This window comes from Skermania sp. ID1734 (assembly GCF_007489285.1).
Taxonomy (GTDB): domain Bacteria; phylum Actinomycetota; class Actinomycetes; order Mycobacteriales; family Mycobacteriaceae; genus ID1734.
This window is the reverse complement of sequence record NZ_VLIY01000005.1, coordinates 114,354-139,751: the sequence shown is the minus strand read 5'-3', so window position 1 is coordinate 139,751 and position 25,398 is coordinate 114,354. Positions and strand designations below refer to the sequence as shown.

Below are 25,398 nucleotides of genomic sequence, written 5' to 3'. Positions count from 1 at the left end.
CTCGAGGCTGTGGGCGAACGAGCCAGAACGGGATAGTGTCGGAAGGGCCAATCCACGACTCCTCGAACCCGACCCCGAGGTTGCCCATGCCGACTGGTCACGAGCGCGAGCAGCGCCGTCCACCAGCACCCCTGTCCGCACCGAAACCCGCTGCACGTCCGGATTTTCCACCCGCACACCTGCCTGACGGACACCTCGTCGAGTCCCAATCGGGCGACTTTGCCCACGCAAAACCACTGCGCGTCGATGATCAGTGGTTCAAGAAGGCGGTCTTCTACGAGGTACTGGTGCGCGCCTTCAACGACTCGAACAACGATGGCGTCGGGGACTTGCGCGGCCTCACCGAAAAGCTGGACTACCTGGCCTGGCTCGGCGTTGACTGCCTGTGGCTGCCGCCGTTCTACGACTCGCCACTGCGCGACGGCGGCTACGACATCCGCGACTTCCGCACGGTGCTACCGGAATTCGGCACCGTCGACGACTTCGTCGTGCTCCTCGACGAGGCACACCGGCGCGGCATCCGGATCATTACCGACCTGGTCATGAACCACACGTCGGACACCCACCTGTGGTTTCAGGAATCCCGCTCGGATCCCGACGGTCCCTACGGCGACTACTACGTCTGGTCCGACGACGACACGGGCTACAGCGACGCGCGAATCATCTTCGTGGACACCGAGAATTCCAACTGGACCTGGGATCCCGTTCGTGGCCAATACTATTGGCATCGCTTCTTTTCCCATCAGCCGGATTTGAACTACGACAATCCGGAAGTGCAGGACGCGATGATCGACGTGCTGCGCTTCTGGCTCGACCTGGGCATCGACGGATTTCGGCTGGACGCGGTGCCGTATTTGTTCGAACGCGAAGGCACCAATTGCGAAAACCTGGCTGAGACCCACGCCTTCCTCAAACGGTGCCGCAAGGTGGTCGACGACGAGTATCCCGGGCGTGTCCTGCTCGCCGAGGCCAACCAGTGGCCCGCGGACGTGGTGGAGTATTTCGGCGAGTCAGATCGCGGCGACGAGTGCCACATGGCGTTCCACTTCCCGTTGATGCCAAGGATTTTCATGGCGGTCCGGCGCCAGAACCGGTTCCCGATCTCGGAAATTCTGGCCCAGACGCCACCGATCCCCAGCACCGCGCAATGGGCGATCTTCCTGCGCAATCACGATGAACTGACCCTGGAAATGGTCACCGACGAAGAGCGCGACTACATGTACACCGAGTACGCCAAGGATCCGCGGATGAAGGCGAACATCGGCATCCGCCGACGGTTGGCGCCGCTGCTCGACGACGACCGCACCCAACTGGAGTTGTTCACGGCGCTGCTACTGAGCCTCCCGGGATCACCGATGCTGTACTACGGCGACGAGATCGGCATGGGCGACAACATCTGGCTGGGCGACCGCGACTCCGTGCGCACCCCGATGCAGTGGACCCCGGACCGCAACGCAGGGTTCTCCCGCAGCGACCCGGGCCGGATGTATCTGCCGGTCATCATGGACCCGACCTACGGCTACCAGGCCGTCAACGTCGAGGCTCAGCTCAACGTGACCAACACGCTGCTGCACTGGACGCGGCGGATGATCCAGGTGCGCAAGCAGCACCCGGCGTTCGGGCTCGGCACCTTCACCGAATTGGGAAACAGCAACCCGGCGGTGCTGACGTACCTGCGCGAGCTGGCGCCGTCACCGGCCGAGCGCCGCGCCAGCGACGTGATTCTGTGCGTGAACAACCTTTCCCGCTTCCCGCAGGCAGTGATCATCGACCTTTCCGTGTTTGCCGGGCGGATCCCGGTGGAACTCACCGGTTCCATACCGTTTCCGAAGATCACCACCGAGGGGTACATGGTGACGCTGCCCGGCCACGGCTTTTACTGGTTTGCGTTGCAGCCGGATCCCGCCGATGAGGGCACGGCGCGCGGGCTTCCAATCAGCAGCGAGGCAGAGGCGGCGGTGCACCGATGACGCTCGTGTTGCCGACCTCCTCCGAACTCAGCGACCAGCTGCGCGAGTGGCTTCCCGAACAGCGCTGGTTCTCGGCCCGGGAACGCGCTATCACCGGGGTCGATATTCCGCTGCGGGTACCGGTGCTCGAGTCCGAGCGACTAGTTGCCGAGCATCTGTTGGTGACCGTGTCGTTCGACGTCGGCGCCGACCAGCAATATCAGATCCCGCTGGGCTACCGCGCGCAGCCGGCCGAATCGCTGCTGCCCTGGGCACTGCCAGCGGTTGCCGAGCGCGCGTTTGCCTACGACGGTTTGCACGACCCGCATGTCTGTGCGAGGTATGCAAGGGCGCTGGCCAGCTCCGAAACCATTGGCCCGCTTCGCTTCCGGACACTCGAAGGCGACGCGATCAAGCCGGGACCGGGCCGGCCGCTCGGCGGCGAACAGTCGAACACCTCTGTCGTTTTCGATGAATCCCTGCTGCTCAAGATGTTTCGCAAGCCCGATCCGGGGATCAATCCCGACGTGGAGATTCACCGCGCACTCAGCGAGGTGGGCAGTGAAAACGTCGCACCGTTGCTCGGCTGGGTGGAAGCCGATGTGTCCGGCGAACCGACGACGTTGGCGATGGCGCAGGAGTACATCGCCAATTCCGCCGACGGCTGGAACATGGCGCTGATCAGCGTGCGTGACCTGTTTGCCGAGGCCGATTTGCACGCCGATGAGCTCGGCAGCGACTTCGCCGGTGAGGCTGAGCGTCTCGGGGTCGCCGTCGCGCACGTGCACGCCGAGTTAGCGGACTACTTCGGCACCAGCGTGCGCCCAGCCGGGGACGGGCCGCTGCCCGGCATGCGGGAGCGCCTCGACGCCGCCGCGAAAATGATCGACGGCGTTGCCGAGCAGCGCGACGCCGTACTGCGCGTGTTCGAGGCTGCCGCCGATTCCGGTCCCACGGTGGTCCAACGGATCCACGGCGACCTCCACCTCGGTCAGGTGCTCCGCACGCCGTGGCGGTGGCTGCTCATCGACTTCGAGGGCGAGCCGTTGAAGACGGTCGCGCAGCGGCGCACGCCGGACAGCCCGCTGCGCGATGTCGCTGGCATGCTGCGCTCGTTCGACTACGCCGGCCACCACCTGCTTGGCGAGTCAGCGAAGACGAACACGTCGCAGCGGGCGTTCCGTGCCGCCGAGTGGGCGCACCGAAACGCGTCCGCGTTCTGCGACGGCTACACGTCGGTCACCGGAAGCGATCCGCGGGACCAGTCCGCCTTGCTGCGGGCCTACGAGTTGGACAAGGCGATCTACGAGGCCGTCTACGAGGCGCGGCACCGACCGGACTGGCTCACGTTGCCGGTGCGCGCGATCGCACGGTTGGTGGTCGAATAGGCATCGCCCGTGCGTGAAATTCCACCGCGGGCGGTGGAATTTCACGCACGGGGCGGATTACGGCGTCAGCTCTGCAATGCCGAGGCATTCTCCGGGCAGTACGTGTGCACCGCCGCGACAACGAAGTACGCCGCCTGGTCGGTGGTGAGGCCCGGGTTGGCCTCGTTGAACTGTTCCACGATGCTGACGGCGGACGTGCCCTGACCGAGCTCCTGGCACATCAGATTGATGTTGTGCGCGGTCGCTTGGGTGTCGGTGATCTGAATGCCGTGTTCCTGCAGGTCCGCAACGAACGCCTGGTCCGTCTGGTCGGCGCTGACATTCTGGTCGGTGTTGTACGTCGGGTCGGCGTTGGCCATACCAGCTGCGGCAAAGATCGAGGCGCCGATCGCGGCGGAAAGGACGGAGGCGCGGACGACGGTGGCGAAGCGGTGAGCGGTCATGGCGTGGGACTCCTTGAGGTTTGGCCCGGATCGGTTGATCCGATGCGTTAAGAGTCCGCGCCGGTCATTGGCGGTTTCTGAATAGTTTCTTGACGCGAATCCACACCCGTCGACCCTGCCCACAGCTGCATACAGCGGCAGGACCCACACACCCGCCGCGAGGTGTGTACATCAGTGTGTACAAGCGCAGCCCCACACACCCGCCGCGAGGTGTGTACATGATGTGTACAACCTCGGACGCAAACGACGGTCAGAAGGTGTGTATGCACGTGTGTATAGCAAGATTTCCGTTTAATGCCCGCGGTGGTCGGTGACGGCGGTGCGGGGGCCGAAGCGCGGCTTGACCGCGTGCCCGCTGACCTCCAACAATCGCACCGCCCGGTACCGATGCGGCCGGAGCGGTTCCAGATACTCCACCATCGCCGCGTCGTCGAACGGACTCCCGACGAGCGTCCAGCCCATCATCGCGGCCAGGTGAAAATCCCCGACTGACAACGCATCCGAGCTGCCCAATGCCCGTTGCGCCACCTCCGCGGCGGTCCACACGCCCACCCCGGGAATCGTCCGGAGTAGCCGCTCGGCATCGGTTCCGACGGCCACCTCCTCTAGCCGATCCGCCACCGCGGCGGCAGCCACGATCGTCTTGGCGCGGCGTGGATCCACGTTGGCGCGGTGGAACACCCACGACGGAACGCGCCGCCACTGTTCCGCGGTGGGTGGCACCCGCATCCCCGCGGGGGCTGGCCCTGGTGCCGGATCTCCGAAGCGGCGCACCAATTCTCGCCACGACGCTCGCGCCGCGATGCCGTGCACCTTCTGCTCCAGAATCGCGGGCACCAGCGCCTCTAGCACCCGGCCGGTTCGCAGCATGCGCAGATCGGGGAAACGGCGATGTGCGTCAGCGATTTTCGGGTGCGTCGGCGTGAAATCGGTGATGTCCTCGTCGAGGCACAGCATTGCCGGTAGCTGGTCGAGAAACTCCGCCGCGCCGACACCCCAGGTATGGGCATTGACGCGCGTACGGCCTGCCTGCGACAGCCGATACGTCACCGCACCCGAGGGCATCCGTGACGTGCGCCAGATGGCGCCGTCGCGGGCAACCTGGTGACATGGGTCGGCCCGTCCGCGACGCAGCGGCGCAAGGGTTAGCGCCAGATTGACCGGAACGGCGGTTTCGAGGCTGCGCTCGCACGCTTGCGCGACGCTCACCCGCGCGGCTTCAACGGGAGGTTCGGCAGCACCGGGGCCGGAATCGGACCGCCCTCGTAGCCGGGAACAGCGCCGAACTGCCGTTCGTCGGTCGCGCCGTCACCGATCTCGGCCTGCCACTGCCGTCGTGACGCGGCGATCTCGTCGGTGTTGCGACCGACGAAGTTCCACCACATCACGATCTTCTCGCCGAACGGCGCACCGCCGAGCAGGACGAGCCGGGCACGGTCATCGCTGAGGTTGCGCAACCGCAGTGTGGTCCGGCCGGGACCGAGGAACCCAAGTTCCGCGCGCTCGATGCGCGTCCCGCAGACCTCCACCGGCCCGGCGTCGACGATGGCGCCGTGCTCGAATTCGGCATCCACCTCGAGGTCCATGGTGGCGTTCGGGTCGAGGCTGATCTCGGCGCCCAACAAAGGGCTGAATGTCCGAACCGGTGAGGTTTCACCGGCAAGTGTGCCCAAGAACACACTGACACGCCCGCCCGCAATGTTCTTTACCGACGGCGCATAGTGCTCGAACGCCGGCGCCGTATCGCGCGCGCCCTCGGGCAGTGCCACCCACAATTGCATGCCGTGCAAGATCTTTGTTGCCTCGGTCGAGACCTCGCTGTGCGCGATCCCGTGTCCAGCGGTCATCAGGTTCAGCTCGCCCGGCCGGACCATCTCGTGCGTGCCGAGGCTGTCCCGATGCTCGATCTCTCCGGAGAAAAGCCAGCTCACGGTCTGCAATCCGGTGTGCGGGTGCGGCGGGACGCGCATACCGCCGGTCTCGGCGACATCATCCGGGCCGTAATGATCGGCAAAGCACCACGCGCCAATCAGCGACCGGGCGCGCTGCGGAAGTGTCCGTCGAACGTTCATCGCCCGGATCCCGCCGAGCGGCACATCGCGGGCGGTCAACACCTCCACCGAAGCGTCGTCGGCACCGGATTCCTGACACGTAAGGACGGCGGTCTTTGCCTCCAGATTGCTCATGCATTCATTCTGCTCGCCCGATTCGTACTGCAATCGAAATCGCCAACCGGGCCATCCGCTCGGTAGCTTGTACCTTGAAATTGTTAGAACGGGTCGGGGCCCCGGTTATGAAAGGCAACTGCATGATCACCGCGATCTTGAACTTCTTCCTCGGCTTGCTGCCCGCTGGTAGCAGCGGATACGCCATCGCTCCGGGCACGCTGCCCTTCGGGAGCTAATCGCGGCAGTCACGTTTCGCGCGTAGCTTCGCGCAACAACTGCGCCAAGTGCACTCCAGGCCGACCAGCAAGCTGGTCGGCCTGAGTGCGACAGGAGAACCCATCAGCGACCAGCACGGCGTCCGGCGCATCACGCAAGGCGGCGAGGATGCCGTTCTCGGCAACCGCCACCGACACTTCATAGTGGCCGCGTTCCATGCCGAAATTTCCGGCGAGTCCGCAACATCCTTCGATGTAGGTGACGTTTGCGCCGGTCTGCGCCAGTAGCCGGCGGTCCGCATCGAAGCCGAGCACGGCGTGCTGATGACAATGCGGCTGCACCACCAACCGCCGACCATCCAGGCGCGGCGGTCGCCACCGTGGGGCGTCGGCCAAAACTTCCGCGAGCGTACGTACCGCGGCCGAGACCGCCACGGCTCGTGGATCTTCAGGCAACAGCTCGACGAGATCCGAACGCAACACGGCGGTGCACGAGGACTCCAACCCGACTATCAATCCCCCGGCAAGCGCGTGCTCCGCCAACGCTTCGACGGTCTTGCTCAGTCGCTTTCGGGCGCCGTCCAGCTGGCCGGTGGTGATCCACGTGAGCCCGCAGCACACCGGATCGGCGACGATCCGCACGCCGTATCCGGCAGATTCGAGCAATTCGACGGCGGCAACAGCTATTTCGGGGGAAAACGCGTTGGTGAAGCTGTCGATCCACAGTAGCACCGAGGGTTCGGCGGCCGCCGCGGGCCGATGATGCCACCAGGCCCGGAACGACTCACGAGCGAGCGCTGGAACTTTCCGCCGAGAGTCGATGCCGGCAGCGGCCAAGCCCCACCGTCGCAGCAACGGTCGACGCGACAGCGCGTTGACCAGCCGAGGCGTTTTCGATCCCAGCCGCAGCCAGCGCGGAAGCTGGCCGAGCACATAGTGATTCATCGGACGCAGCCGCCGCCGGTAGCGGCGGTAGAGCACCTCGGATTTGTAGGTGGCCATGTCCACCCCGGCCGGGCAGTCCGACGCGCAGGCCTTGCAGGACAGGCACAGGTCGAGTGACTGCGCGACGGCGGGGTCGTCGAAACCATCTGTCACCAGTTGGCCGTTGGCCATTTCCTGCAGCACTCGGGCCCGGCCGCGGGTGCTGTCCTTATCATCACGGGTGGCCTGATACGACGGGCACATGAATCCACCTGTGGCGCGACACTTTCCGACGCCAACGCAGCGATGGGCGGCCATGCTGAGGTCGCCTCGATCATGCGGCAGCGCCATCCCACGCACGGTGAGCCGGGGTGCCTGTGGCAGGCGTAGGTCTCGGTCGATGGGCAGCGGATCGACGAGCACTCCGGGATTGAGCACGTTGTCCGGGTCGAAAAGCGCCTTGAAGTTGGCGAACGCGGCCAGCACCTGCGGTGAGTAGATGATAGGCAACAGCTCGGAGCGCGCGCGGCCGTCACCGTGTTCCCCGCTGAGCGAGCCACCGTGTTCGGCGACCAATCGGGCCGCGTCGAGCAAAAATGCCCGAAATCGGTGCGGCGCCTGCTTGATCGGCAAGTCCAGCCGCACGTGCACACAGCCGTCGCCGAAGTGACCGTACATCGGACCGTGGAGCCCGTAGTCGCGCATCAACTCGTCGAAACCGCGGAGGTAGTCCGCGAGCCGCGCCGGGGGTACCGCAGCATCTTCCCAACCGGGCCACGCCGGTTCGCCGTCCAAGGTGCGGCCTGCGAGTCCGGCGCCGTCGGCCCGGATCTTCCACAGCGCGGCGGCCTCGCGCCGATCGTCGACGATCCGGTGATCCAGTGCTTGCGCCTTGCGGCACAGTCGTTCCGCGGCGGCACGGGCGGCGGCCCCGGAATCTCCGGCAACCTCGATGAACAGCCAGCCGGTGCCTCGCGGCAAGTCTGGAACCGGCTTACGGTGCGCGCGAAGCACTTCCACCAGTCGAGCGTCGAGGCCTTCGAGCGCCGAGGGTCGTTCCGAGAGCAGTTCCTGGGCGTCTTCGGCGGCGGTCGCCATTTCCGGATAACCCAGGGCAACTACGGCGGTGACTTCGGGGATGGGCACCAATTCCACTGCGGCCGAGAGCAGCACTCCACAGGTTCCCTCGGTGCCGACGAATGCGCGGGCCACCCGCTCACCACGTTCGGGCAGCAAGCGCTCCAGTGCATATCCCGATGCTTGACGATCGAACGTACCGAGATGGGTGCGAATCAGCGCGAGGTTTGCCGCAACGAACTGCGGCAGCCCGGCGACAACATCGAGATCGTCCGCGAGCGTGCGGCGCGTACCGCGACCGTCGAGAATCACCACCTCACGCACGTTGTCCGCGGTACGCCCCCACGCCAGCGCCCGCGGACCGCAAGCATTGTTGCCGATCATGCCGCCGAGGGTGCAGCGGTTCTGAGTCGAGGGATCTGGCCCGAAGCGCAGGCCGTACGCGCTCGCGGCCTGCTGCAGGTCGCTGAGCACCACCCCCGGCTGGACAACGGCCGTGCGCGCCTGCGGGTCGAGGTCGATGATCGCGTTGCGGTGACGGCTGAAGTCGAGCACCAATCCCGGACCAATAGCGTTGCCGGCGACTGACGTTCCGCCACCGCGCGGAGTCACCGGGATGCCGTTTTCGGCGGCGAACTGGACGGCCGCAACCACGTCGTCGTCGCTTCGGGGGAAGACGACAGCGGCCGGGGGCACTCGATAATTCGAGGCGTCCGAGGAGTATTCGGCTCGCCGCCGGGGCGAATCATCGACCTCGCCGCGCAACTGCGCGCGCAACGCCCGCACATCGAAACCGGGTCGCGGCGCCATCAGTCAACGATACGTTTGCGAATCCGCGCGCATCGGTAATCCCCGGAGCATGCAGGCCCACACCGTGCGAACGCATCGCTCCGCCGAGGACTTTCCACAGTCCGAGCACCTGGCGGCAAAGATCGCCGAAGTCGCGGCAGATCCCGTGGCGGTGCCCGACGACACCGCGGAGATGGTGGTCAACCGGATCATCGACGACGCGGCCGTGGCAGCCGCTGCGTTGGTCCGGCGACCGGTCACCAGTGCCCGCGCGCAGGCCATGCGGCACCCGTTCTCGCCAGGGTCGACGGTGTTCGGCCTGTCGCGGGCGGAGCGGTTCTCGCCCGAGTGGGCAGCCTGGGCCAACGGCGTGGCCGTGCGCGAACTGGACTTTCACGACACGTTTCTGGCCGCGGAGTACTCGCATCCGGGAGACAACATTCCGCCGGTCCTGGCGGTGGCCCAACATGCCGAGCGTTCAGGCGCGGACCTGATCCGCGGGCTGGCCACCGCCTACGAGATCCAGATCGATCTGGCGACGGGGATGTGTCTGCACGAGCACAAGATCGACCATGTCGCCCACCTCGGCCCCTCCGCCGCGGCCGGGATCGGCACGCTGCTGAAGCTCGACACCGAAACCATCTATCAGGCCGTCGGGCAAGCGCTGCACACCACGACAGCGACCCGCCAATCGCGCAAGGGCCTGATCTCGAGCTGGAAGGCCTACGCGCCGGCCTTCGCGGGAAAGATGGCTGTGGAAGCGGTCGACCGGGCCATGCGGGGAGAGACCTCGCCCGCACCGATCTGGGAGGGCGAGGACGGGGTCATCGCCTGGCTGCTCAGCGGACCCGATGCCGAATACGTCATCCCGCTGCCCGGACCGGGCGAGCCCAAGCGCGCGATTCTGGACAGCTACACGAAGGCTCATTCCGCGGAGTATCAGAGTCAGGCGCCCATCGATCTGGCCCGTCGGATGCGCTCGCGCATACCGGACTTGGATCAGATCGAATCCATCGTGCTGCACACCAGCCATCACACCCACTATGTGATCGGCACCGGCTCGGGCGATCCGCAGAAGTTCGACCCGCACGCCAGCCGGGAGACGCTCGATCACTCGGTGATGTACATCTTCGCGGTCGCATTGCAGGACGGCGACTGGCACCACGAGCGCTCCTACGCGCCGGAGCGCGCGGCGCGCCCGGACACCGTCGAGCTGTGGCGCAAGATCTCCACGGCCGAAGATCCCGAGTGGACCCGGCGCTATCACTCGACGGATCCGGCCGAAAAGGCGTTCGGCGCCCGTGCCGAGATCACCATGCAAAACGGGGACGTGATCGTCGACGAACTAGCGGTCGCCGACGCGCACCCGTTAGGTGCCAAACCGTTTGCGCGCGAGGACTACATCGCCAAGTTCCACACCCTCGCCGAGGGGGTGATCGAGGACGCCGAGCAACAGCGCTTTCTCGACGCAGCAGCCGCGACCGCCGATCTTGGCCCCGGCCAGCTGGACCAATTGACGTTCACGGTGTCCGAGGAGTTCCTCGCCGGCGCCCCGACCGTCGGAAAGGGGTTGTTCTAGATGTCGCGCGTGATCGCCGCACCGACACCGGCCCATGACAAGCGCACGGCGTTTCGTGCTGGACTCTCCTCGGGCACAATCCAGCGGCTCCCCGGAGCGTTCTCGCCGCTGGTGGCAATGCTGGTGCAACGCATGGGCTTCGACGGGGTCTACGTTTCCGGAGCGGCATTGTCGGCCGACCTCGGCCTGCCTGACATCGGCCTGACCACCTTGTCCGAGGTCACCGAACGTGGCGGCCAGATCGCCCGGGTCACTGACCTACCCACGCTGCTCGATGCCGACACGGGATTCGGTGAGCCGATGAGCGCTGCGCGGACGGTCACGATGCTCGAAGACGCGGGACTGGCCGGAATGCACCTCGAGGACCAGGTCAATCCGAAGCGTTGCGGTCACCTCGACGGCAAGGCGGTCGTCGACACGGAGGAGATGGTCAAGCGCGTGCGCGCCGCGGTCTCGGCTCGCCGCGATCCCGACTTCGTCATCTGCGCACGCACCGACGCCCGCGCCATCGAGGGGCTCGACGCCGCCATCGACCGGGCGAAAGCCTACGTCGACGCCGGGGCGGACCTGATTTTCACCGAGGCGCTGGTTGATGAATCCGAGTTCGAGCGCTTCCGCGCCGCCGTGTCGATCCCGTTGTTGGCCAACATGACCGAGTTCGGCAAGTCCAAACTGCTGTCCGCCGTGCAACTGCAGAACCTCGGCTACAACGTGGTCATCTATCCGGTCACGACGCTGCGGCTGGCCATGTTCGCCGTCGAACAGGGATTGCGCGAAATCGCTGACACCGGCACCCAATCGGCCCTCCTGGACCGCATGCAGCACCGAACCGAGCTCTACGAGCTGCTCGGATACGCCAACTACAACGAATTCGATTCCGGCATCTACAACTTTGCACTGGAACAGGACCGGCAATGACCGATATAAAGAAGGGCCTCGACGGCGTCTTCGTCGACACCACCGCCATCTCCGACGTTGTCTCCGATACCAACTCGCTCATCTATCGCGGATATCCGGTCGGCGAGCTGGCCGAGTCCTGCAGCTTCGAGGAGGTTGCCTACTTACTGTGGTATGGCGAACTGCCTTCCGCGAGCGAGCTTTCGGCGTTCACCGACCGCGAGCGCGGTTTACGTCGGGCAGATGATGCCCTGCTCTCGATGGTGACGAGCCTTCCCGAGAACTGCGATCCCATGGACGTTTTACGCACAGCGGTCAGCTACCTCGGCGCGACAGATCCGAACGAGAACGACAACTCGCGAGATGCCAACCTTGCCAAGGCGTTACGCATCACCGCCGTCATACCGACCGTGATAGCCGCGGATCTGCGGCGCCGTCGGGGACAAGACCTGATCCCGCCTAGTGACCAGTTGGGGTTCGCCGAGAACTTCCTCACCATGTGCTTCGGTGCCGCGGATCCTAAGCTCACCAAGGCATTTCAGGTGTCACTCATTCTCTACGCGGAGCACAGCTTCAACGCTTCGACCTTCGCGGCACGTGTCGTCGCCTCCACCATGTCGGACATTTACAGCGCGGTCACCGCCGCCATCGGCGCGCTGAAGGGTCCGCTGCACGGCGGCGCCAACGAGGCGGTGATGCGCGACATGCTGGACATCGGCGACGCCGCAAACGTCGACGAGTGGCTGCGCGGCAAGCTGGACGCCCACGACAAGGTGATGGGTTTTGGGCACCGGGTGTACAAGCACGGCGATTCCCGCGTTCCCACAATGAAATCCGCGCTCGACGCCGTGGCGGCGGCGACGGACGGCGACAAGTGGCTCGAGATCTATTCCGCCCTGGAGACCGCGATGGAGGCCGAGACCGGGCTCAAGCCCAACCTCGATTTCCCTGCCGGCCCTGCCTATTACCTGATGGGGTTCGACATCGAGGAGTTCACGCCGATCTTCGTGTCCAGCAGAGTCACCGGGTGGACCGCGCACATCATCGAGCAGTTGGGGGCGAATGCATTGATCCGCCCGCTTGCCGAGTACTCCGGCCCCGAACAGCGGTCGGTGCCCACGACCCCCACCCCCCGTGCGTGATTTTCCACCGCGGGCGGTGGAAAATCACGCACGGCCTGTCTCGTCGGTAAGGGTTCGCTACGGCAGCGGTACCCACTGGTTGAAGAACCAGAATCCATGCGGGCTCTGCTGCTGCGGCGCAGGAGCGGGATTTTGACGTTGCGGCCCCTGTCGCTGATCGGGGTGCTGGTTCTGCGCAGGCGCTGGATTGTGCTGTCCGGGAGCCGGATCGGCGCTCGCGACACCGGCCCCCACCCCGAACAATGCCAAGGTCAGCCCGGCAGCGGCAACAGACTTCTTCAGTTTCGAGCCCATTCGATCTTCTCCTGTTGTGTTGGCCTCCGTCCGCGAGACCCGCGGGTCGGCCCCGCTCACCGGGGCGACGAACTCCACCGTGCAGGCGCAGAATTGGTTGACCGTGGGCGTGACATGTGCGCCCGCTATGACCCGTCACACACGCGCGGGGAGTTCACAGTGACTTCGCAGCAGCGCCGCACCCGATGCTCAGACGGGCTGCTTACTTTGGGTTGGTAGTCAGATACCCGACTAATAGAAGGATTCAGACATGACTGAGGGACCGCACAATCCCGACGAACGGCCCACCGAAATCGTCGGTCAAACGCCGGCGGCCGCCCCGCCGCCTAAACGCTCGTTCCGGGACAGGTTCGTCGCACCGGTCACGGGCACCCGCGCCGGCCGGATCGTTGCCGCCATCGCGGCCGTGGTTGTGCTCTTCGGTGCCGGTTTCGGCGTCGGCTATGCGGTGTACGGCGGTGGCGGCGGTCATCACGGACACCACCACGGGCATCACGGCCAGATGCACCACCGCGGCGGCCAGGAGTGGGGTCCGGGCGGCGGCTTCGGCCCGGGCAATGGACCGGGTTCGATGCGTCATCACCGCGGACCGGGTCAAAACCAGAACGGACCCGGCCAGAACGGGACGAACCAGAACGGGCCTGGTCAGAACGGGACGAACCAGAACGGGCCGGCTACGCCGCCGTCCGGCGCGTCGACCACACCGGTTACGCCGACGCCGTAACTAGAACCCCCCGCTGACGCGCACGACAGCGCGTCCGGTGTAGCGCCCCTGCCGCACTTGGTCGATCACCGAGGTCACATCTTTGATGTCGACATCATGGGTGAGCTTGTCGAGGTGGCGGGGGCGCAACTCCGTATTCAGCCGGTCCCACAGCTCGCGGCGCGTCTCGATGTCCAGCTGAACGGAATCGATACCGAGTAGTCCCGCGCCACGCAGGATGAACGGCATCACGGTCGTATTGAGCCCCGCGCCACCGGTCAGTCCGCTCGCGGCCACCGCACCGCCGTATTTCAAAGTGCTCAGCACGTACGCGAGGGTCTTGCCGCCGACGCAGTCGACTGCGGCCGCCCATTCGGCCTTGCCCAGCGGACGAATTTTGGCCTCGGGGTCCTCGGGAACTCGACCGATCACCCGGGAGGCGCCGAGGGCCAGCAAAAGCTCCTCCGCCTCCGGTTTTCCGGTGGAGGCGACCACCTCGAATCCGGCGGCGGCTAACAGGTCGACGCTCGTGCTGCCGACGCCGCCGCTGGCACCGGTTACCAGGACCGGGCCGTCGTCGGGACTGATGCCCCGGTCCAGCAGCGCCTCGACACTCATTGCGGCCGTGAATCCGGCAGTGCCGATCGCGGCGGCGTCATGCGGGGTCATATGCGACAGTGGGACAACGTATTTGGCGGGCACGCGAGCGAATTCGGCGTACCCACCGTGGCGACCGGTGCCGATGTCGTAGCCGTGCGCGAGGACGGTGTCGCCCGGCTCGAAGTCGTGGTTGTCCGAGGACACAACTTCACCGGCCAAGTCGATACCCGGCACGATCGGATACTCGCGGACGACGCCGCCCTTCGGCGTCACCGCCAACGCGTCCTTGTAATTGACGCTCGAGTGGGTCACCCGGATGGTGACCGTGCCATCGGGCAGAAAGGACTCGTCCACGGTTTCCGGCGTCAGCGTCACGGCCCCGTCGTTCTCGCGGGCGACCATCGCAGAAAAAGTTGTGCTCACGGCAGGACAGCCTACTTACCGGCCGGGCCCTCGATGACCGTCCTTATCCGTTCGAGGGTTACCCGCATGCCTTCGCCAAGTTCGGTGTCGTGGTTGGCGGCACCGCCCATCAACGGCGTCATCAGCTTGGAGCCGATGGTGTAGGCAGGCAATTCCCGGCGCGACGTCACCTCGGTGCCGCCGGAAGTCGGTGCCAGCCGGTAACTCCAGGTGGCGCCGCTTTCTTGGGTCTTCCAGGCGATCTCACGCTCGGGTTCGAAACGCACCACCTTCGACGTCGTCGGCCACCACAGCCATTGCCGGCGGTTGAGCCCGATAAAGCGCGTCCCTTGCCGGATGCCGTCTTTGGCCGCGCCAAGGCGGATCACCTTCTGCAGCTCCGGGCTGAACTCCGGCATCCGGGTGACGTCGGATAGCACGCTCCACACCTGCGCGGGCGTGGCATCGATCGTGATCGACGCGGTCAGTTCAGCGGGCTGCTCGGCCATGAGTTCGTCTTCCCTCCACTTGCCGGCGGTCGGCGACCGCCCGTGCAGCGCAGTGTAGATGGCGGCCGCTAGCTGTCGCGCAGTCTCGGCGCGACGATCGCGTGATCGAATGCGTACACAATGGCCGCCGCCCGATCCCGCAGTCCGAGCTTGCCGAAGATATGCCCGACGTGGCTTTTCACGGTGACCTCCGAGATGAACAGCTCCGCCGCGATCTCGGAATTGCTCAATCCGCGCCCGATCAACGCGAGGACGTCGCGTTCACGGGCGGTGAGTTCGTCGACGGCCGCGGCGGGAACCGACGCGGGGGCGTCCCGGTATGCCGTGAGCACGCGGGCGGTCACGGCCGGGTCGAGGCAGGCGTCGCCACCGGCGACCGTACGGACGGCGCGAATAAGTTCCTCGGCCGGCGAGTCCTTCAGGATGAAACCCGCCGCGCCCGCACGCAACGCGCCGGAGAGCAACTCGTCGTCATCGAAGGTAGTGAGCACCAGCACCGGCGGGTGCGCACCGGCGGCCCGGACACGGCGGGTGGCCTCGATGCCGTCCACACGCTTCATTCGCAGGTCCATGACAATGACGTCGGGCCGGGAACTAGTCACCGCGGCGAGGACTTCCGAGCCGTCGGCACACTCGGCGACGATGTCGAAGCCGTCCTTGCGACGCAGGATCCGGCGCAGCCCGGAGCGCACCAGTTCCTGATCATCGACCAACAGCACTCTGATTACGGTCAAGAGTGGAGGTCCTTTCTGAGCATCGCAGCGAGTACCGCAGCGGAGCAGCGGGCGGCGGGGCGGGAAGGTCGAGGAACGAAGCGAGGAGCGGAGGGAAGGACCGTAACTGGAAGCACAGTCATATCTGGAACCAACACCCGGCCGAGTCAGCCTGTGCGGCAAGCGGAATCTCCGCTCGCACGGACCATCCCTCCGGACTGGGCCCGGCGCTGAAGTTCCCGCCGAGCAGTTCGGCGCGCTGCCGCATACCGATAAGGCCGGAGCCACCCTGGCCCACGAGCTGGTCCTTTGCCGTCGTATTGGTGGCTGTCACGGTTACCTTTGTATCGCGCACCGTCACTTCAAGTTCCGCTTTTGCGCCCGGTGCGTGCTTGGCGATGTTGGCCAGGCTCTCCTGGGCAATGCGATACAGCGCCAAACCGATGCTGGCTGATACTCGATCGGCATCACCGTGCATCGTGAAGTCGAGGCGCAGTCCCGCACGGATGAAGCCGGCCACCAGATCATCGAGGTCGCCCAGACCCGGCTCCGGGGTGGTCTTGCCCCGGCTGTCGTCGAGCAGTCCGACCGTGCGGCGGATGTCCGACATTGCTTGGCGGCCAAGCCGTTCGGCGTCTATGAGCGCCTCGACCGCTTCATTGACGTCGTTGTCTTCCTGCAGCGCCCGGCGCGCACCGGTCAGGTGCAGCAACGTCACGCTCAATGAATGTGCGACAACGTCATGCACCTCGCGGGCGATCCGGCGCCGCTCGTCGCTGGCCGCCTGTTCGGCGCGCTGCTGCTGGCTCTCGCGTTCCCGCTCCAACAGGCGCATCTGCGTCTGCAGCATGAATCCGACGCACCAACCGAGCGGGATGAGCATCAGGTAGACGGGAGCGTTGTCGAGCCGGCCCATCGCCGTGGGTACCGCCAGCACGACCGCCGTGGCCGCCGCGACGCAGATGCCTATCCGCAGGGTCGCGGTCGCGGCCACCTCACCGACGACGATCATCATGATGAACGGCGCGGCATCGGCAGGTCTCGGCTCGAGCAGCAGCAGACCGGTGCTCACGATGGCGCCCGCCGCGAGGACGAGCGGAGCCGTGCGCTCGGACGGCTTGTAGTCGAAAGCGAATACCCACAGGATCGGGGCTATTGCGATGAACCCCGCCAGCAGCGGCCAGCGCGGGGGAATGAACGCGTCCCGTTGCACGAGCGCGACGACCGTCACCGTCAGCAGTGAGATGTCGGAAACCAGCGGGATGATCGGTGGATAGTTGTGTGGCAGGTTGCTCAGCCGTCGCTGAACATAATCCGCGACGCGCACAAAGTGCAGGCGCTTGCGGGCGACCAGTCGCGCCCCGACTTCGGCGGCGCTGTCGGTCGCCGACGCATAGCGCTCACCGATGCTCACCACACCACCCTAGGTCGTGGTCTCGCGTCCCACATCGTCCTGCGAGAGGTTGCAGTATCCACCCACGGTAGGAGCCGGAAGTCCCGTCCGCGGCACGGCGAAATGCCTGGCCGCGCTCCGTAGCGTCGAAGTCAATCACCGGCCGACCCGAAGCCGGTCCCGCGAGAGGGGAAAGAGAAATGACTTGGCAAGACGTGCACGCTCGCAACGACATCATCGAAACCGTGCTGACGCGGGCGGCCGCGAACCCCGCCGATCCCATGCTGTTCGCCGACCTTCCGGACGTCGACCGCCTCTTCGGCGGGCTCAGCGGGGTCCTGCTCGCGTTGCAGCATCGCTGGAATGTCCACTACGAAGCGAAGCTCGATCGCGTCGCCGAGGACTGGGCTGACCCGCGAGCCCTGTGGGCAGAGCTGGCAGCAGAGCAGCCGGCGCTGCGTGCGGTGCTCGACGCATGGAAGGTCCCGGCGGCGCGTCGGAAGCTTCATCCGGTTGCGGCGTAGGTCCGATCCCTCTCGTGACACCTTATTGACATCCTGCCAATAAGGTGTCACGCTCATGCACAGGCAGTCCGTGCATCGAGGGAGGAACCATGTCGCGACGATCCCGAGCGCCGTGGAGTGACGACGAAACCGAAGCCGTCCGCGAATTGGCGCGCAACTTCTTCACCAAAGAGGTTGTGCCGAACGAGGAAAAGTACGTTGCACAGGGCCACCCTGACCGCGAGCTCTACCGACGCGCTGGCGAGCTCGGCCTGCTCTGCGCCGCTATACCCGAGGAGTACGGCGGCGGTGGCGGCACCTTCGCGCACGAGGCGGCGATCATCGAGGAGCAGTGCTACGCGGGCGACGGCGCGATGGGCACCCCAGTGCACAGTGCGATCATCGCGCCCTACATTCATCACTTCGGCTCCGAAGAACTGAAGCGGCGGATCCTGCCGAAGGCCGCGAGCGGCGAGTACGTTCTGTCCATCGGCATGACCGAACCGGGCACCGGCTCGGACCTGCAGAACATCAAGACGCGCGCGGTCCGGGAGGGCGACGAGTACGTCATCACCGGCTCGAAGATCTTCATCAGCAACGGGTGGCTCTGCGACGCAATCATTCTCGCGGTCAAGACCGATCCGACCAAGGGCGCCGCCGGCGTCTCGCTGATCGTCGCCGAGGTGGGTGACGACACACCTGGCTTCCGGCGCGGGCGGATCCTGTCCAAGATCGGCGGCAAGGGCCAGGACACCGCTGAGTTGTTCTTCGATGGGTTGCGAGTGCCCGCCACGAACCTCCTCGGCGAGGCCGAAGGCCAGGGCTTCTACCAAATGATGCAGCTGCTCGCCCAAGAGCGGCTCGTGACCGCCGTGATGGCGGTGGCCATGATGGAACGCGCCGTCGAGCTGACCGTCGAATACACCAAGGGCCGTGAGGCTTTCGGCAAACCGCTGTTCGCGTTGCAGAACACCAAGTTCGAGCTGGCCGAGTGCGCCACCATCGCCCGGGTCAGCCGGACCTTCCTCGACGACTGCATCCAGCGTCACCTCGCCGGCGAACTCGATGTCGCCGCGGCGGCAATGAGCAAGTACTGGCTCACCGATCAACTCGGCGTGGTGGTGGACCGGTGCCTGCAGTTGTTCGGCGGATACGGATACATGACCGAATATCCGATAGCGCAGCTGTACACCGGCGCGCGGGTGCTGCGCATCCTGGCGGGCTCGAACGAGATCATGAAGGAACTCATCGCCCGCACGCTGTAAAGGATCCATCGACGTGACCCGCCCGCCTTCTCCGCGCCGCCGGCTCGAACCCGACAAACGCCGGGAACAGATCCTGAGCTGCGCCATCCGCATGTTCGGCGAACGGCCTTACGCAGCGGTGTCCACCACAGACCTCGCCCGCGAGGCGGGGGTGGCTCGCGGGCTGATCAACCACTATTTCGGCACCAAGCGCGACCTGTACCTGGCCGTGGTTCGGCAAATGACCACGATCCCGCCCCGGTCGCTGACGATCCCCGACGGTTCCGTACGCGAGCGGGCAGCCCACAGCGTCCGATGGCTGCTCGACGTGATCGAGCGGCACGGCAAAACCTGGGTGGCGGTGATGGGTGCCGAAGGCGTGGGCGACGACCCTGAGGTGCAGGCGATTCTCGATGACGCAGACACAGCTGCCGCCGAGCACGTCCTCGACCTACTCGGCACTCCCGCCCCACGACCGGCGGCGCTCGCAGCGGTCCGCGCCTACGGTGGCATGGTGAAAGCCGCTGGGCGGGAATGGATTCGACGCGGCAGCCTGACCCGCGAACAGGCCGAACAGCTGCTCAACGACACGCTGCTCGCGATTATCGAGCAGACCTTTCCCGCCCTCGACGGGAGTAATGCTGCGGTAATGTGACGCAAATACTCAGTTGAGACGGGGGGTCGCCGTGCCGTACGCGCTACTCATGCTGGTCACGGTCGTCTTATGGGTGTACTGCCTCGTGGACGCACTGATGGCCCCGGACGCGGCGATCCGAAATCTGCCGAAGATCGGCTGGGTGCTGGTGATTATCCTGATGCCGCTGCTCGGGTCGCTGCTGTGGTTGTTTGCTGGTCGTCCGATTGGCCCGTCTCGGCTTGCGTCAAATACCCGGTTCTCGGAGTACGACCGTCCAGGTCGTCAGGTGGCGCAGAATCCTGAGGACGACGAGGCATTTCTGCAGGCTCTCCGGGAGCGGGCTGCGGCGCAGCGTCGCGAGGCGCAGCGGCAGGAGGAGGCGCGTCAGCGCGAGGCCGAGCGGCGGCGGAACGCCGGCGACTGAACCTGGTGCGGCGCCAGCCCTTCGCTACCAGGTGCGCGGCCGGGTAGGCCACGAATCCAAGAGCAGCCGCAGTGAGGTGGCCGTAGTCGGTGAACGTCTGGCCGCGCCATGCGGCGATCGCGAGGATCACGATCAGCCCTGCCGCCCAAGCGAATCGGAAGAGTCCCCGGAATCGGTAGGTGAGCATCGCGGTCAGCGCCATGAAGCCGTAGCTGTAGCCGACATCGGACGTGTGGATGAGCGAGCGCGCGTCGATGTAGTGATGCGACACGGCATAGGCGATGCCCGTCACCGTGATCAAGGTGGCGCCGATGTGTCCGAGCGCGAACGTAGCGATCCAGCGCAGCGTCCCGAGCCAGCGCTCGGCGGCGACCATGATGACGAGGAACTCGATGATCACCGGGATCGGGTTACTGCCCTGGTCCATCCAAAACGCCGACGCGACCAGCACCTGCAACGGTTCTTTGCGCATGTTGTGCAGGTTGGTCGACGCGTCCACGATCACCCGATGACTGATCTTTTCGTCGGCCCCGCGCAGCGTCCACCAGGTCACCAGAATGGTGAACAGGTATACCAGCGACGCGGGAGCGGCGGCGAAGTATTCCTTGATCAGTCGGAGGGCGGTCCTCATCGTGTCGGGGCGTGCGTGAAGACCCAGCGGAAGGCGACGAAGCGGCTCACAGTGACCACGAGGTTCGCCACGATCAGCACCGCTAACTCGAGATGATTGGACGCGGTGGGCAGCAGCTGGTGCAGCAGCCAGAGCGACCCGCTGGTCAACGCGATACCGAGCCCGACAACCGCGAGGCCTTGCGCGTTCTGCTTGGCCATGCCGTCGCGGCCGCGGACACCGAAGGTAAAGGTCCGGTTGGCGGCCACATTGAACACCGCGGTGATGACGAGCGCGGCGACGTTGGCACCCTGAGCGCCGAGCGGGGCATGCAACGCGAGGTAGAGCACCGCGTAGGCGAGCGTGCAGATGATGCCGATCGCGCCGAACCGGACAAGCTGACCGACCATCCCGGTCGGCACGCCAGCGACCTCCGGTTCGCGACCGAGGCTGGCCCGCAGCTCAGCCATCGGCAGCGCACCGGTGGCCAGCGCCCGGCCGACTCGCCAGCAGCCCTGCAGGTCCTTGATCGCGGTGTCGATGATGTCGACGCTGCTGTTCGGGTCATCGACCCAGTCCACCGGCACCTCATGAATGCGCAGGCCGGCGCGTTCGGCCAGCACCAACAATTCGGTGTCGAAGAACCAGCCGGTGTCCTCGACCAGCGGCAGAATCCGGCGGGCGACGTCGGTGCGCAGCGCCTTGAAACCACACTGCGCATCGGAGAAGCGAGCGTGCAGCGAGGTGCGCAGAATCCGGTTGTAGCTGCGGGAGATGAACTCGCGCTTCGCGCCCCGCACCACCCGGGACGAGCGGGCCAGACGGGAACCGATCGCCACGTCGGAGTGCCCGGAAAACAGCGGCGCGATCAGCGGCATGAACGCGGCCAGGTCGGTGGACAGGTCCACATCCATGTATGCGACCACGTCGGCGTCGGACTCCAGCCACACCGTCTTGAGCGCGCGGCCGCGGCCCTTCAGGTCGAGGTGACGAACCGCGACGTTGTCGAATTCACGCGTAAGGCGCTGTGCCACATCAAGAGTCGAGTCGGTGCTGGCGTTGTCCGCGACGGTGATTCGCCACCGGTACGGGACCGTCGCTGACAGGTACCCGTGCAGGCGTCGCACACAACGCTCGAGGTCGTCTTCCTCGTTGTACACGGGGATCACCACCTCGACGGTCGCTGTGCGCAGCGAGATCCCGGTGGCGGCGGCATCGATGGGGCGGAAGCGATCCGCAGCGGTGTCCAGCAAGCTCGTCATGGCACTAACGATCGGGCCTCGCGCTGCGACCAGCCTGCGGGCAAGCTGGCAATAAGCTGGGAACCACGCGAGCTACAGCGGTTGCGGGTCGGCATACGTCGCGACCGTGTGATCCGCGGTCGCGGTGGAAGCGGTGTAAACCGCGTACGGACGCACCATCACTTGCCCCGCGCACCCGTCGGCGTGCAGATGCGCCTGGTCGTAGCTCGCCGACGCAACGGTGCCGCTTACATCCTTCTTGCCCAGCACGACTTCGACGATGGTGCCTGGTTTCAGGGTGATGCCGATGGTCGGTCCCACCGAGCCGCCGATGGAGAAGTTCGGGCCGCCGTTCCAGATCGATTGGCCGCCGTCCCAGCCGTAACCGATCGAGGGGCCGAAGGAACTGCCGAGCCCTAGGTTCACCCCGTCGCTCACGTCGAGGGCACACGCGACCTGAAAGCCGGTCTCGAGGTGGCCACCCGTGATTGCGTGCCCGCCGGTGACAGTGCCCTGAGCGGCGGCCGTGACAAAGCCTTCCGTGCCGACCGGGTCTCCGGTGAGCGGGGGGACTTTCGTCACCGTTATCCCCGAAAGGTTCACCGTCACTTGCCCGTCCGGAGTCGCGATGCTTCGAGATGCACCCGCGATGTCCGCGCCCGCGGCACCGCCGCCCACCACAAGAGCAATGAGGGCGCCGCAGGTGCTTGCCGCAGCGGTTGTCCGACTTGCCCAACGCCGTAGTTCCATGGATATCGTCCCCGCACGTCAGCCACTTAACAAAGCTCACCAAAGCCTAAGCGATTCGACCGCAAGTACTGGCCATTTGACTCGCCGGAGTTAGCTTGAGCCATGGACAGCAACGGCCGGACCGAGAACGACACCTGGGACGTCACCACGAGCGTCGGCGCCACCGCGACCGCGGTCGCCACCATGCGCGCCCTCGCCAGCCGTCGACCCGATGCGTTGTTCCACGATCCGTACGCGGAAATGCTGGTACGGGCGGCCGACAAGCGGTGGGCCCGGCTCCTCGACCAGGCCGACACCATGATCGCCGAGATGCCCGGCGAAACCGCGCGGCAGTGGGCTGGCGGAGGCTTCATGGTCGCGCGAACCTGCTATTTCGACAGCTACTTTCAGGACTCCATGGCCGCCGATATCGGGCAGATCGTCATTCTTGCCTCCGGGCTCGATACGCGCGCGTACCGCATGGACTGGCCCGTCGGCACCACGATATTTGAAATCGACCAGCCGCAGATGCTGGAGTTCAAGGCCGCCACTCTCAGTGCGAATTCCGTTGTCGCCAAGGCCGACTGTCGACATGTGGGGATCGATCTGCGCCACGACTGGCCGACCGCCCTAGTAGCCCGCGGTTTCGATCCACACCGACCGACCAGCTGGCTCGCGGAAGGATTGTTGGGTTACCTGCCCGCAGCGGACCAGGACCGGCTCTTCGACAATGTCGTTGCGCTCAGTGCCTGCAACAGTAGATTTGCCGCAAACTACGCGACCGCCGACGCCGAAACCGCAGCAAGGCAATTCAGCGCGGAGCGCGCCCGGACGTTGGACAGGTTCGGGATACAGCTCGACGTCAGCAGCTTGCGATATTCCAATGAGGGACGAAGCGACCCGCCGGAGTGGTTCGCCGACCATGGGTGGACAGTGACCAGCACCGACGCCGATGAGGTCTTGCATGAACTCGGCCGCCCTACCGAGGAGCGGGCGCGTGCCCTGCTGCGCAGTCATCGCATGATGTCGGCGGTATTGCCAGCGATTCACAGCTAACCGCCAGCGTCACGAGAGCAATTCTTGATCATCGCCGCACATACTTGCTCTCACTTGTCTCGAGTGAGTGCGGAGAAAATTGATGCGAATTCTTTTGGTTCCGGCGGCGAGTTTGCTGGTGATGGCGACCGGACTGACGGTGAACGCGGTCGCGTCCGCCGCACCACTGCCGGTCCATCCGGTTGCGATGAATTCGCGGACGTCCTTCGCTTTTGTCTCATTGGTTCCCGGAACCGACTCCGGCACGGCCAATTCGAATCAACCGCGCCCCGCGCTGTCGATCATCAAGCTGTATCTGGTCGACTACGTCCTGCGCCACGGCGACGGCTCAGCGTCGGATCGCGCATTGAGCCAGCGCGCAATTCAATTGTCCGACAACGATGCCGCGAGCGCGCTGGACAATAAGTATCCCAACGCCATCGACGCCACCGCGGCTGAATATCAGCTACCGAACACGAGCCGGGGATCATTCTGGGGCACGTCGTTGACCAGCGCCGCAGACATCGCAAACTTCCTGCTGGACAAGGAGCGCAGCGACCCCGCCTCGCCCATTCTTGGATGGATGGCCACCGCGAGCCCCGTTGCCGCCGACGGGACGGCCGAGAACTGGGGCACGGCGCACCTGCCGGGCGTCATCGGGACGAAATGGGGCTGGTCCGACGACCGCACCTCCCTGGTCGCCTCCGCATCGATCGGACCAGGATTCGCCGTCGCGGCGATGACCAATGGCTCGCCTGCCGATGAAAACGCCGACGTTCGGGGTATTTTGCCCTGATGACGTCTGGCGAGGTAGCCGCCCAAGACTCGTCGCGAACGCGGCGCTTGGTCCGCTACCTCGTCATGGTGGCTTACGTTGCGGCGCTGGTCGTGACGATCGTGACGTGGGGAGTGCCGTCCGATCGGATCTATCAGGCGGCCTGGCTGGTTGCGGGCATCATTGCTTTTCGGATCGATCGGCCGTGGCGGGCACACCTGCGCGTCATCGCCGACTGGGCGCCGCTCATCGCCGCACTGGTGGTCTACGACCTCACGCGCGGAATCGCCGCCGAACTCGGTATGCCGGTCCAGGTGGAGGCACCGGCCGCGGTGGAACGGTGGCTGTTCGACGGGACCATACCGACGGTGTGGTTGCAGCAGCATCTGCTGCCGTCCAGCGGGCAACCGCCGTGGTGGACGGTGTTCACCGGAATCGTCTACTCGACGCACTTCGTGGTGCCGTGGGTCTTGGGCGCGGTGTTCTACGTGCGGTCCCGCGCGGTGTGGGCCAAGTACATGCGGCGAGTGTTGGTGCTCTCCTACCTCGGTCTGGTGACCTACGTGCTGCTCCCGGCAGCGCCGCCGTGGTACGCGTCGGCCGGAGCCGTGATTATCGAACCGGTGCGTCGGGTCGCCGGCTTCGGGTTCGGCGTCGTGCCGCTCGACACCAGCACGGTGTGGCTCTCTGCGCACAGCAACCCGGTCGCCGCCATGCCGTCGCTGCATGCCGCATTTTCGCTGCTTGTGCTGATTTCGGTGTGGCCCTACGTCCGCTACCGCTGGGCGCGGATGGCATTGGTGCTTTATCCGCTGGCTATGGCGTTCACGCTCATTTACGGCGGCGAGCACTACTTCATCGACATCGCCATGGGCTGGGTCTACACGCTCATCGCGATTCTGGTCTGTCGGTGGTGGGAGGGGCGCCGACGCGACCCGGATGTTATCGAGGAGCCGACCGAACGCGTTGTTGTTCAGGCGGGTACGCCCGTCGCGTCCTGAACAACAACGCGCTC

Annotated in this window: 24 protein-coding genes and 1 pseudogene; 13 read left to right on the top strand and 12 right to left on the bottom strand. The window is 65.7% G+C overall.

The window, feature by feature from the left end:
* Positions 1-86 precede the first annotated feature (86 nt).
* Positions 87-1,970, top strand: coding sequence for a maltose alpha-D-glucosyltransferase (treS, locus tag FOS14_RS08015; protein ID WP_143769772.1), 1,884 nt, complete (start codon positions 87-89; stop codon positions 1,968-1,970).
* Positions 1,967-3,337 (top strand): hypothetical protein, encoded by a 1,371-nt coding sequence (locus FOS14_RS08010; RefSeq protein ID WP_143769771.1) that lies wholly within the window; start codon positions 1,967-1,969, stop codon positions 3,335-3,337. The genes treS and FOS14_RS08010 overlap by 4 nt, the downstream gene beginning before the upstream one ends.
* A 65-nt stretch (positions 3,338-3,402) precedes the next feature.
* On the opposite strand, the gene FOS14_RS08005 is transcribed toward FOS14_RS08010, so the two are convergent.
* The 4 genes from FOS14_RS08005 to FOS14_RS07990 form a co-directional block, all read right to left on the bottom strand.
* Positions 3,403-3,780, bottom strand: coding sequence for a DUF732 domain-containing protein (locus FOS14_RS08005; protein WP_143769770.1), 378 nt, complete (start codon positions 3,778-3,780; stop codon positions 3,403-3,405).
* A 291-nt stretch (positions 3,781-4,071) separates the two neighbouring features.
* Positions 4,072-4,989, bottom strand: coding sequence for a DNA-3-methyladenine glycosylase (locus FOS14_RS08000; protein ID WP_143769769.1), 918 nt, complete (start codon positions 4,987-4,989; stop codon positions 4,072-4,074).
* A complete protein-coding gene (locus FOS14_RS07995; protein WP_143769768.1) occupies positions 4,986-5,966 on the bottom strand; it encodes a pirin family protein in 981 nt (326 codons plus the stop codon). The genes FOS14_RS08000 and FOS14_RS07995 overlap by 4 nt, the downstream gene beginning before the upstream one ends.
* Before the next feature lie 227 nt (positions 5,967-6,193).
* On the bottom strand, positions 6,194-8,974 hold the full coding sequence (locus FOS14_RS07990) for an FAD-binding and (Fe-S)-binding domain-containing protein (RefSeq protein ID WP_143769767.1): 2,781 nt from the start codon (positions 8,972-8,974) through the stop codon (positions 6,194-6,196).
* 49 nt (positions 8,975-9,023) lie between these two features.
* Here FOS14_RS07990 and prpD point away from each other — a divergent pair, with 49 nt between their 5' ends.
* From prpD to FOS14_RS07975, 3 genes are read left to right on the top strand one after another with little or no spacing between them, the layout of a single operon-like run.
* Positions 9,024-10,532 carry a 2-methylcitrate dehydratase PrpD gene (gene prpD / locus FOS14_RS07985; RefSeq protein WP_143769766.1) on the top strand — a complete coding sequence of 503 codons (1,509 nt, stop codon included), beginning with the start codon at positions 9,024-9,026 and terminating at the stop codon, positions 10,530-10,532.
* A complete protein-coding gene (gene prpB, locus FOS14_RS07980) occupies positions 10,533-11,450 on the top strand; it encodes a methylisocitrate lyase (protein ID WP_143769765.1) in 918 nt (305 codons plus the stop codon). It abuts the gene before it with no gap.
* Entirely contained in the window at positions 11,447-12,571 is a 1,125-nt protein-coding gene (locus tag FOS14_RS07975; protein ID WP_143769764.1) for a bifunctional 2-methylcitrate synthase/citrate synthase, read from the top strand. The genes prpB and FOS14_RS07975 overlap by 4 nt, the downstream gene beginning before the upstream one ends.
* A gap of 57 nt (positions 12,572-12,628) precedes the next feature.
* Here the strand turns inward: FOS14_RS07975 and FOS14_RS07970 are convergent, their stop codons facing one another.
* The gene (locus FOS14_RS07970; protein ID WP_143769763.1) at positions 12,629-12,865 is read right to left on the bottom strand and encodes a hypothetical protein; all 237 of its coding nucleotides are present in this window, start codon (positions 12,863-12,865) and stop codon (positions 12,629-12,631) included.
* A 250-nt stretch (positions 12,866-13,115) separates the two neighbouring features.
* Between FOS14_RS07970 and FOS14_RS07965 the strand changes: the two genes are divergently transcribed.
* Positions 13,116-13,589, top strand: coding sequence for a hypothetical protein (locus tag FOS14_RS07965; RefSeq protein ID WP_143769762.1), 474 nt, complete (start codon positions 13,116-13,118; stop codon positions 13,587-13,589).
* Here FOS14_RS07965 and FOS14_RS07960 read toward each other — a convergent pair whose 3' ends face one another.
* The 4 genes from FOS14_RS07960 to FOS14_RS07945 all read right to left on the bottom strand — a co-directional run bounded on the left by FOS14_RS07960 (position 13,590) and on the right by FOS14_RS07945 (position 17,206).
* On the bottom strand, positions 13,590-14,570 hold the full coding sequence (locus FOS14_RS07960) for an acryloyl-CoA reductase (RefSeq protein WP_143769893.1): 981 nt from the start codon (positions 14,568-14,570) through the stop codon (positions 13,590-13,592).
* 32 nt (positions 14,571-14,602) lie between these two features.
* Positions 14,603-15,079, bottom strand: coding sequence for an SRPBCC family protein (locus FOS14_RS07955; protein ID WP_143769761.1), 477 nt, complete (start codon positions 15,077-15,079; stop codon positions 14,603-14,605).
* Positions 15,080-15,147: 68 nt separating this feature from the next.
* Entirely contained in the window at positions 15,148-15,804 is a 657-nt protein-coding gene (locus FOS14_RS07950; protein WP_185981694.1) for a response regulator transcription factor, read from the bottom strand.
* A gap of 127 nt (positions 15,805-15,931) precedes the next feature.
* On the bottom strand, positions 15,932-17,206 hold the full coding sequence (locus FOS14_RS07945; protein ID WP_255450153.1) for a sensor histidine kinase: 1,275 nt from the start codon (positions 17,204-17,206) through the stop codon (positions 15,932-15,934).
* 179 nt (positions 17,207-17,385) lie between these two features.
* Between FOS14_RS07945 and FOS14_RS07940 the strand changes: the two genes are divergently transcribed.
* From FOS14_RS07940 to FOS14_RS25450, 4 genes and pseudogenes are all read left to right on the top strand, one after another.
* Complete coding sequence (locus FOS14_RS07940; RefSeq protein WP_143769759.1) at positions 17,386-17,709, top strand: hypothetical protein; 324 nt, start codon at positions 17,386-17,388, stop codon at positions 17,707-17,709.
* 89 nt (positions 17,710-17,798) lie between these two features.
* Positions 17,799-18,953: an acyl-CoA dehydrogenase family protein gene (locus FOS14_RS07935; RefSeq protein ID WP_143769758.1), complete on the top strand. Its 1,155-nt coding sequence runs from the start codon at positions 17,799-17,801 to the stop codon at positions 18,951-18,953.
* A gap of 13 nt (positions 18,954-18,966) precedes the next feature.
* Positions 18,967-19,587 carry a TetR/AcrR family transcriptional regulator gene (locus tag FOS14_RS07930; RefSeq protein WP_255450152.1) on the top strand — a complete coding sequence of 207 codons (621 nt, stop codon included), beginning with the start codon at positions 18,967-18,969 and terminating at the stop codon, positions 19,585-19,587.
* 49 nt (positions 19,588-19,636) lie between these two features.
* Positions 19,637-19,729, top strand: a pseudogene (locus FOS14_RS25450) (hypothetical protein); the annotation flags it as partial.
* Between the two features lie 10 nt (positions 19,730-19,739).
* On the opposite strand, the gene FOS14_RS25445 reads toward FOS14_RS25450, so the two are convergent.
* From FOS14_RS25445 to FOS14_RS07910, 3 genes are all read right to left on the bottom strand, one after another.
* The gene (locus FOS14_RS25445; RefSeq protein ID WP_370512189.1) at positions 19,740-20,624 is read right to left on the bottom strand and encodes a rhomboid-like protein; all 885 of its coding nucleotides are present in this window, start codon (positions 20,622-20,624) and stop codon (positions 19,740-19,742) included.
* Positions 20,621-21,865 carry a bifunctional glycosyltransferase family 2/GtrA family protein gene (locus FOS14_RS07915; protein ID WP_143769755.1) on the bottom strand — a complete coding sequence of 415 codons (1,245 nt, stop codon included), beginning with the start codon at positions 21,863-21,865 and terminating at the stop codon, positions 20,621-20,623. The genes FOS14_RS25445 and FOS14_RS07915 overlap by 4 nt, the downstream gene beginning before the upstream one ends.
* A gap of 72 nt (positions 21,866-21,937) precedes the next feature.
* Positions 21,938-22,594: an MspA family porin gene (locus tag FOS14_RS07910; protein ID WP_143769754.1), complete on the bottom strand. Its 657-nt coding sequence runs from the start codon at positions 22,592-22,594 to the stop codon at positions 21,938-21,940.
* A 102-nt stretch (positions 22,595-22,696) separates the two neighbouring features.
* On the opposite strand from FOS14_RS07910, the gene FOS14_RS07905 reads away from it, so the two are divergent.
* The 3 genes from FOS14_RS07905 to FOS14_RS07895 all read left to right on the top strand — a co-directional run bounded on the left by FOS14_RS07905 (position 22,697) and on the right by FOS14_RS07895 (position 25,384).
* On the top strand, positions 22,697-23,629 hold the full coding sequence (locus FOS14_RS07905; protein ID WP_143769753.1) for an SAM-dependent methyltransferase: 933 nt from the start codon (positions 22,697-22,699) through the stop codon (positions 23,627-23,629).
* An 82-nt stretch (positions 23,630-23,711) separates the two neighbouring features.
* Entirely contained in the window at positions 23,712-24,404 is a 693-nt protein-coding gene (locus FOS14_RS07900; RefSeq protein ID WP_143769752.1) for a hypothetical protein, read from the top strand.
* Positions 24,404-25,384, top strand: coding sequence for a phosphatase PAP2 family protein (locus FOS14_RS07895; RefSeq protein ID WP_143769751.1), 981 nt, complete (start codon positions 24,404-24,406; stop codon positions 25,382-25,384). The genes FOS14_RS07900 and FOS14_RS07895 overlap by 1 nt, the downstream gene beginning before the upstream one ends.
* The last annotated feature ends 14 nt before the right edge of the window (positions 25,385-25,398 follow it).

Coding starts and splice junctions, on each gene's coding strand:
- prpB (WP_143769765.1), top strand. CDS start 10,533: ATGTCGCGCGTGATCGCCGCACCGACACCGGCCCATGACAAGCGCACG.
- FOS14_RS25445 (WP_370512189.1), bottom strand. CDS start 20,624: ATGAGGACCGCCCTCCGACTGATCAAGGAATACTTCGCCGCCGCTCCC.
- FOS14_RS07990 (WP_143769767.1), bottom strand. CDS start 8,974: ATGGCGCCGCGACCCGGTTTCGATGTGCGGGCGTTGCGCGCGCAGTTG.
- FOS14_RS07915 (WP_143769755.1), bottom strand. CDS start 21,865: ATGACGAGCTTGCTGGACACCGCTGCGGATCGCTTCCGCCCCATCGAT.
- FOS14_RS07965 (WP_143769762.1), top strand. CDS start 13,116: ATGACTGAGGGACCGCACAATCCCGACGAACGGCCCACCGAAATCGTC.
- FOS14_RS07995 (WP_143769768.1), bottom strand. CDS start 5,966: ATGAGCAATCTGGAGGCAAAGACCGCCGTCCTTACGTGTCAGGAATCC.
- FOS14_RS07960 (WP_143769893.1), bottom strand. CDS start 14,570: ATGGTCGCCCGCGAGAACGACGGGGCCGTGACGCTGACGCCGGAAACC.
- FOS14_RS07895 (WP_143769751.1), top strand. CDS start 24,404: ATGACGTCTGGCGAGGTAGCCGCCCAAGACTCGTCGCGAACGCGGCGC.
- FOS14_RS07905 (WP_143769753.1), top strand. CDS start 22,697: ATGGACAGCAACGGCCGGACCGAGAACGACACCTGGGACGTCACCACG.
- FOS14_RS08005 (WP_143769770.1), bottom strand. CDS start 3,780: ATGACCGCTCACCGCTTCGCCACCGTCGTCCGCGCCTCCGTCCTTTCC.
- FOS14_RS07955 (WP_143769761.1), bottom strand. CDS start 15,079: ATGGCCGAGCAGCCCGCTGAACTGACCGCGTCGATCACGATCGATGCC.
- FOS14_RS07900 (WP_143769752.1), top strand. CDS start 23,712: ATGCGAATTCTTTTGGTTCCGGCGGCGAGTTTGCTGGTGATGGCGACC.
- FOS14_RS07975 (WP_143769764.1), top strand. CDS start 11,447: ATGACCGATATAAAGAAGGGCCTCGACGGCGTCTTCGTCGACACCACC.
- FOS14_RS07940 (WP_143769759.1), top strand. CDS start 17,386: ATGACTTGGCAAGACGTGCACGCTCGCAACGACATCATCGAAACCGTG.
- FOS14_RS07935 (WP_143769758.1), top strand. CDS start 17,799: ATGTCGCGACGATCCCGAGCGCCGTGGAGTGACGACGAAACCGAAGCC.
- FOS14_RS08010 (WP_143769771.1), top strand. CDS start 1,967: ATGACGCTCGTGTTGCCGACCTCCTCCGAACTCAGCGACCAGCTGCGC.
- treS (WP_143769772.1), top strand. CDS start 87: ATGCCGACTGGTCACGAGCGCGAGCAGCGCCGTCCACCAGCACCCCTG.
- FOS14_RS07910 (WP_143769754.1), bottom strand. CDS start 22,594: ATGGAACTACGGCGTTGGGCAAGTCGGACAACCGCTGCGGCAAGCACC.
- prpD (WP_143769766.1), top strand. CDS start 9,024: ATGCAGGCCCACACCGTGCGAACGCATCGCTCCGCCGAGGACTTTCCA.
- FOS14_RS07970 (WP_143769763.1), bottom strand. CDS start 12,865: ATGGGCTCGAAACTGAAGAAGTCTGTTGCCGCTGCCGGGCTGACCTTG.